Origin of the sequence: Paenibacillus terricola (genome assembly GCF_014779765.1) — a bacterium.
Taxonomy (GTDB): Bacteria; Bacillota; Bacilli; order Paenibacillales; family Paenibacillaceae; genus Paenibacillus_T; species Paenibacillus_T terricola.
The window spans coordinates 955,529-962,332 of record NZ_JACXZA010000003.1 but is presented as its reverse complement, the minus strand read 5'-3'; the positions used below and the strand labels follow the sequence as shown (position 1 = coordinate 962,332).

General features: G+C 49.2%; 5 protein-coding genes, 2 tRNA genes and 1 rRNA gene. 5 read left to right on the top strand and 3 right to left on the bottom strand.

Going from position 1 to position 6,804, the window contains the following annotated elements:
• From H8B09_RS16080 to H8B09_RS16065, 4 genes are all read left to right on the top strand, one after another.
• Positions 1–224, top strand: a 23S ribosomal RNA gene (locus H8B09_RS16080); the annotation flags it as partial.
• 297 nt (positions 225–521) lie between these two features.
• Positions 522–596: transfer RNA gene (locus H8B09_RS16075), tRNA-Glu, on the top strand.
• 9 nt (positions 597–605) lie between these two features.
• Positions 606–682, top strand: a tRNA-Met gene (locus H8B09_RS16070).
• A 159-nt stretch (positions 683–841) separates the two neighbouring features.
• Positions 842–2,119, top strand: coding sequence for an MFS transporter (locus tag H8B09_RS16065; RefSeq protein WP_191204502.1), 1,278 nt, complete (start codon positions 842–844; stop codon positions 2,117–2,119).
• Positions 2,120–2,245: 126 nt separating this feature from the next.
• Here the strand turns inward: H8B09_RS16065 and lplA are convergent, their stop codons facing one another.
• Both lplA and H8B09_RS16055 read right to left on the bottom strand, forming a co-directional pair.
• Positions 2,246–3,253, bottom strand: coding sequence for a lipoate--protein ligase (gene lplA, locus H8B09_RS16060; protein ID WP_191204501.1), 1,008 nt, complete (start codon positions 3,251–3,253; stop codon positions 2,246–2,248).
• Positions 3,254–3,399: 146 nt separating this feature from the next.
• The gene (locus H8B09_RS16055) at positions 3,400–4,311 is read right to left on the bottom strand and encodes an ArsR/SmtB family transcription factor (RefSeq protein WP_191204500.1); all 912 of its coding nucleotides are present in this window, start codon (positions 4,309–4,311) and stop codon (positions 3,400–3,402) included.
• Positions 4,312–4,543: 232 nt separating this feature from the next.
• Between H8B09_RS16055 and arfA the strand changes: the two genes are divergently transcribed.
• Entirely contained in the window at positions 4,544–6,049 is a 1,506-nt protein-coding gene (gene arfA, locus H8B09_RS16050) for an arabinosylfuranosidase ArfA (RefSeq protein ID WP_191204499.1), read from the top strand.
• A gap of 110 nt (positions 6,050–6,159) precedes the next feature.
• Here arfA and H8B09_RS16045 read toward each other — a convergent pair whose 3' ends face one another.
• Entirely contained in the window at positions 6,160–6,630 is a 471-nt protein-coding gene (locus H8B09_RS16045; RefSeq protein WP_191204498.1) for a DUF2269 family protein, read from the bottom strand.
• Between the last annotated feature and the right edge of the window lie 174 nt (positions 6,631–6,804).

The following is a 6,804-nucleotide window of genomic DNA, read 5'->3' as shown; positions in this document are numbered from 1 at the left end:
GGGATGGACGCACCGCTGGTGTACCAGTTGTTCCGCCAGGAGCACCGCTGGGTAGCCAAGTGCGGACGGGATAAGCGCTGAAAGCATCTAAGCGCGAAGCCCCCTCCAAGATGAGATTTCCCAGTATGTAAGATCCCTGGAAGACGACCAGGTTGATAGGCTCGAGGTGGAAGCGCAGCAATGCGTGCAGCTGACGAGTACTAATCGATCGAGGGCTTATCCTAAAATCCTTCTTCGGAAGGTAAAGCAAATGCTAAAGCTAAGGATTCAACATTCGCATCCAGTTTTGAAGGTGTAACCTTCATCAAGCATCAGAGCGACACTATCGTGCTTTTGCTTATAATCAGAGTAAAAAACAGACTGTTCAGCACCGAGAAGGTTGATTTAGATCGAAGAATGAGTAGCGGAGTTTAGCTGGAAGCTAAATGAGCAACGGAGTTCGAGAGCTCAATCAAGATTCGATGTCGAATAAGCTTCAAGAGATCCATCGTGATCAACGGACTGTTTTTTAGTCACATTAGGGCCCGTTGGTCAAGGGGTTAAGACACCTCCCTTTCACGGAGGTAACAGGGGTTCGAATCCCCTACGGGTCACCATTATACTATCGCGGGGTGGAGCAGCTCGGTAGCTCGTCGGGCTCATAACCCGAAGGCCGCAGGTTCAAATCCTGCCCCCGCAACCAAATCATTCAACGACACCACCTGCAAAGGTGGTTTTTTTTGTTGTTTTTGTAGGTAGATTTGTGTTTTCCGCGCATACCAATCTATTATATCTTGACCGTTATGACTGCGAGGACTACACTTACGAGAGAATGCGCACAGTAGGAAAGGACAGGACATCCATGGGAAGACAACAACCGCAGCTACGGCATCATGCCGTTGTGAGGTTCGGATTAGCGATGCCAGCAAGAGTCTGGTACAATGCCAAAATTGATGTATGGGCATCGATGATTTTCAGTGTGTTTAACGTTGTAATGAATCAATTTTTTATGCCTTTCGCTATCCGAGAAGGCGCATCGAACCTGCAGGTTGGCCTATTATCGGCTGCACCGGCGATCGGGCTTATCTTCTCGCCTTTATGGGCGAGCCTTATCGAGCGTACAGGAAAGTACCGACTGTTCTTTATTTTCCCGAATATGATCGGCAGGGTGCTGCTTGTGTTTCCGGCATTATTCCCGCATCCTACAGTTTATGTCGTGACGGCTGTTAGCTTCCAGCTATTGATGGGCATTCAGGCGCCTGCGTATGCTTCGCTGCTGCCTAAGATGTATCCTTGGGATGTTCGCGGCAGAATAATGGGGTATGTGCGCGTAGCAATGGGTGCATTAATGATTCCGTTGGCGTACATCGTGGGAAGCTGGTCTGACCATGCTGGGCCGTCTGGACCGCTGTTTGCAGCAGCATTGTTCGGTTTCATATCCATTATGTTATTCAATACGATTCGGCTGCCGAAGACACCTGTTGTACAGGACGACAGCAAACAGAAGCAGAAGCGTTCTGCCCAAGAAACGTTAAAGGAACAGTGGGGTCTTGTTAAAGGGAATCGGATTCTGGCCGTCTTCCTGTTAGCAACGACTTTCGCTGGATTCGGTAATATGCTCGCCAACCCACTGTATCAGATCATACAGGTTGATGAGCTTGACTTAACGAATGTGCAGATTGCTGTGGCGCGGATCGCTTACTATTTGGGCCTATTACTGACTTATCTCATCGCTGGCTGGATGATTGACCGCTATGATATCAGGTACACGCTGATGGTCGGGATTGGCGCGTATGCGGTTGTTCCGCTGCTATATGGTGTTTGGGGAACCTATAGCGCCGTTATTGTAGGCAACGGTATTCAGGGGATGGGAGAAGCGATCTGGGATATTGGCATTCTGTCATTTATCTTCAGACTGGTGCCTGGTCGGGAAGGCGTAATATTCGGGGTGCACCTGATGTTATTCGGTTTCCGCGGAACGCTTGGACCACTGCTAAGTGCAGGACTGTCTGAATCGGTTGCATTGTCGAGCCTGCTGATTATAGCTTCCATCTGTGGCTGGATCGGTACTGCACTCTTCGTATTGGGCAGTCGCGGACGTATGAGAGATGACCACTTGCCTTCGAATAGTTCTACCTAGGATAACGATCACTATATAGAATTAACATTCCTGCTAACCTATATTTATATAACGAAAAAAGCGACTTGCAGCACCGGTTCGTTCTGACTAGGAACGAGGGCCGATGCGACAAGTCGCTTCTTTATTTTAAACTTGCTCCTTCAACAGCAGCAGATCTATGAATTGCTTCAGTGTTACATTGCCGAAGTAGTGGCTAATATCGTGATCGGCCAGAGCTGCCTGCAGGGCTTGCTCTTCGTAACGAATGCCATTGAGCGCCTGCTCAAGATCGGCAACGTCGCCAACGCCGAAGAAGTCGCCGAAAATGTGGCAGCCAGCAATGAGGCCGTCCTCGACATCGAGGCGCACATCAATGATGCCAGCAGCGAACTTGTACGCGTTCTGGATGTTGAATTTAGGCGATCGACCATAATTCCAGTCCCAGTTGCGGTAACGGCTCTCTGAGAGCTCGTGAATCGCTTTCCAGTCTTCATCGGTGAGCCGGTATTGAGGTACTTCTGAAGGCTCCATTCCAAATATATGACGAAGCAGCTCATCACGGAACTGTTCGATCGTAAGAGGCTCCTTCAGGAACTCCGCAATATTGGCTACGCGCGAACGAACCGATTTGGTCGCTTTGGACTCGACCTTGATCGGCTTCACTTTCAGCGCGGACGCGACATGCTCCATCTCCGAGTTAAAGAGCAGCGTACCGTGGCTGAACATCCGTCCGCGTGTGGCGAACATGGCATTGCCGGATACTTTGCGCTCGCCGATCTGAATATCGTTGCGGCCGCTAAGTTCAGCATCTACGCCAAGCGCCTGAAGCGTGTCAACGACAGGCTGCGTGAACTTACGGAAGTTATGAAACGACTGGCCGTCGTCCTTCGTTAAGAAGCTGAAATTGAGGTTGCCGGTATCGTGATAGACGGCACCGCCGCCGGAGAGACGGCGAACCACTTTAATGCTGCGCTCGTTTACGTACTCGGCGTTGATTTCTTCGATCGTATTTTGATTTTTGCCGATGATGATCGATGGAGCATTAATGTAGAATAACAAGTAGCTGTCTGTCATCGGCAGTTGACGCAGCACATATTCTTCTATCGCCAGGTTAATGGTCGGATCGGTTATGCCTTGGTTATCGATGAAAAGCATGTCGGTTCCTCCTCCAAACGGTTATTCTCTGTGCACGTAGGCGCGACTATCGACCCATAATGCTCTGTCTAGATCGTAACATATTTGAGGAGTGGAGACGAGTCCATGCAGCGTTTGTACAGAAACAAACGTGAACGATAGAGGGTCTACTGCTGCTTGTAATACGTTCGGAACAAGATGTCCTGATTGTAGTTGCCGAAGCCTTTGCCATACAGCGTCAGGCCGCCGACATGGGCAGCATCCTCATCAACCGATAGGCGCAGCGTCCACTGATTGCGCTCCTGCTCGATCGAGTTAATGCCGTTGGATGACAGCATAACACCGTCGATGAACGTGCCTTCTTCATTGATGCGCAGCACCTTCAGGAAGCCGTATTGGTTAATATTATCCGTCCACCAGTCCGGTGTGAAGGAGCCGCGTCCGCCGCCTGAGTCGCCAGGGCTTGTCCAATAGCCGAGATCCGTCCGATTCAGATGGAAACGGATGTCTGAAGGCCAATTGGAATTAACGCCCGGCGCTTCGGATGATAGCTCCAGCGTAATCTCGATCTCAGTCAGCTGTTGAGATGGCAGCAGATAGTTCGGGATTTTGTACTCAATGTACCCTCTGCCGAACCATAATATATTCGCATGCATTCGCTCTGGCGCAAGGAAGTAGCGCGGGTCATCGAAATGTCCAATGTATTGTGAGGTGGTTGCCAGTCCACACGTAGGATGAACCTCGAATGAAGTGTAATGTCCGACCGGAATCGAAACCTCGTGCATCGGACGAATCGTCTCTTCAACTTGCGGGAGTGAGATTTCAATCCACTCCTCCATTAGAGAATTCAGTTTATGCGTGCCACCGTTGAGGCGAACCATCTCAGATCGAATGAGGCCTGCCTGCTGCAGCTTGCGAATGTGCATGGTGACAATGGCACCGCTTAAGTTCAACTGCTCAGCCAGGTCTTTGTTGTTCATGGGCTTCTGCGCAAGCAGCTTCAATATGTTTAGACGTACTTCGCTCGCAAGCGCTTCGAATAGCGGAAGCCATTTGACATCTGCACTGGCTTTAATCATTATCGTTCCTCCATTACTACATTGAATATGAATGCTGGTTATTTATATGAAAGTGAATTGATTCGGTATTTGCATAATAATTAATATATACATAAACTAATCGAATGAAAAGGCTTTTATTTAAAAAAAATGTTGCATATGAAAGCGATATCGTTTTTAATTGAAATAAGGATTAACATAATTCTTAATTTACTTAACATCAATATTAATTCAAGGTAGAGGAGTTGTCTACATGAGTTTAAAAGCGAAAATGATTGTTGACAAAGATTTTGCAATCTCCGAGATTGACGACAGAATTTATGGTTCTTTCATTGAGCACCTGGGCCGTGCCGTATATAACGGCATTTATGAGCCAGGTCATACAACAGCGGACGAGAGCGGATTCCGCGGTGACGTGCTTGGATTGATCAACGAGTTGCAAGTTCCAATCGTTCGTTACCCTGGCGGTAACTTCGTATCCGGCTACAACTGGGAAGATACAGTTGGACCGAAAGAACTGCGCAAGCGCAGACTCGAGCTCGCATGGCGTGTCGTTGAGACGAATCAGTTCGGCTTCAACGAATTCGTAGATTGGGCGAAGAAGGCAAATACGCAAGTCATGATGGCGGTTAACCTCGGTACACGCGGTATCGACGATGCCCGCAACATTGTCGAGTACAGCAACCATGCAAGCGGTTCGTATTGGAGTGACCTGCGTCGTTCCCACGGTTATGAGCAGCCGCACAACATCAAGACGTGGTGCCTCGGCAACGAGATGGACGGCCCTTGGCAGATCGGTCACAAGACGGCAGTCGAGTATGGACGCATCGCACTCGAATCGGCGAAGGTTATGAAATGGGTTGATCCAACGATCGAGCTCGTCGCTTGCGGCAGTTCGGCAATCGGTATGCCAACGTTCCCAGAGTGGGAAGCAACGGTACTGGATCACACGTATGACCACGTGGAGTACTTGTCGCTTCATCAATACTACGGCAACCATGAGAACGATACGCCGACATTCCTCGCGCGTTCGCTCCAAATGGAAGACTTCATTCGTACGGTCGCAGCCACTTGCGATTACATCAAAGCAAAGAAACGCAGCAAGAAGAAAATGCTCCTGTCGTTCGACGAATGGAATGTATGGTTCCACTCCAACGAAGCAGACCGGAAGATGGATCCATGGCAGATCGCTCCGCCACAGCTTGAAGACGTGTACAACCACGAGGACGCGCTTGTTGTTGGTACGATGCTCATCGCTATGTTGAAGCATTCCGATCGTGTGAAGATGGCTTGTCTTGCACAGCTCGTTAACGTGATCGCGCCAATCATGACATCGACCGGCGGCGGCGCTTGGCGTCAAACGATCTTCTATCCATATATGCACGCTTCGGTATTTGGCCGCGGCAAAGCGCTTGTTCCGCTCGTTCAATCGGACAAGTATGACACGAAAGAAATTACGGATGTTCCTTACCTCGAATCGATCGCGATTCATAATGAGGAGAAGGAAGAGGTTACGATCTTCGCGGTTAACCGCCATCTGGAAGAGTCGCTTCCATTCGAGATCGACCTGCGCAGCTTCGGCTCAGCATCGATTATTGAGCACATCGTACTCGAATCGGATGATCTGAAAGCTGTTAACACAGAACTTCAGCCAAATCGCGTTGCACCACACAACAAAGGCAATGCGACGGCAGACGGCTTGACGATTCAAGCATCGCTGGCGAAAGCTTCGTGGAACGTCATTCGCGTGAAAGTATAATCAGCGCGAATGCCTGCACGGTAACGCAAAGAATCTCCAAATCCGCATTTGCGGACTTGGAGATTCTTTGCGTGATACTGCCGATTATTACAATAGCCATTCTGGATTATTTACAAAGTAGGTTTAACAATCATAAGGACGAAAAGTGCGATTCCGAGCACCGTTGCAATGTAATGAATCGTTCTTACTTGTGATAGGAGAGCGTTGTATTCAATAGGAGGATTCGTTGATGTCCGCACAGCAGATGCTTGATCGAGCAACCAATTAAGTACTTTCTTCTGCCTCGGGGCAACAAAGCCGATGACAAGAATTTGAATGATGACATAGATCGCGATCGAGCCGTAAATCCACACATCCTTGAACTGATAGTCACCGATGATGACGAGCGCAAGACCGCTTAGCACGGCAAGCGAGCCGCCGAACTTCGGGAACAGCTCCAGAATGGCGCCAAGACGAAACGATGAGTGAAGCTGCTCTGTCGTTTGACCGGTACGAAGCAGCACAGGCGAGAAGTACGTGGGACCAATCCCGATGATTGCTGCCATTACGTGCACGACAACCAGAAGCATATAGCCATCCATAGTGCCGAATCCCCCTCAAATGTAGACCAAATGTCATAAGCCGGCCTTGATATTACATGTGCGCACAGTTGTTGACAACAATAAAAACCAATAATCCCATTAAAAGTTGGTACGATCGTCCTGAGTCATGCTCTTGTGAGCCGATTGTGCTATGCTAGGACACGGAGGGATCAG

Bases quoted from the DNA above. Each gene is read 5' to 3' on its own strand.
- H8B09_RS16065 (WP_191204502.1), top strand. From the start codon at position 842: ATGGGAAGACAACAACCGCAGCTACGGCATCATGCCGTTGTGAGGTTC.
- H8B09_RS16045 (WP_191204498.1), bottom strand. From the start codon at position 6,630: ATGGATGGCTATATGCTTCTGGTTGTCGTGCACGTAATGGCAGCAATC.
- lplA (WP_191204501.1), bottom strand. From the start codon at position 3,253: ATGCTTTTCATCGATAACCAAGGCATAACCGATCCGACCATTAACCTG.
- arfA (WP_191204499.1), top strand. From the start codon at position 4,544: ATGAGTTTAAAAGCGAAAATGATTGTTGACAAAGATTTTGCAATCTCC.
- H8B09_RS16055 (WP_191204500.1), bottom strand. From the start codon at position 4,311: ATGATTAAAGCCAGTGCAGATGTCAAATGGCTTCCGCTATTCGAAGCG.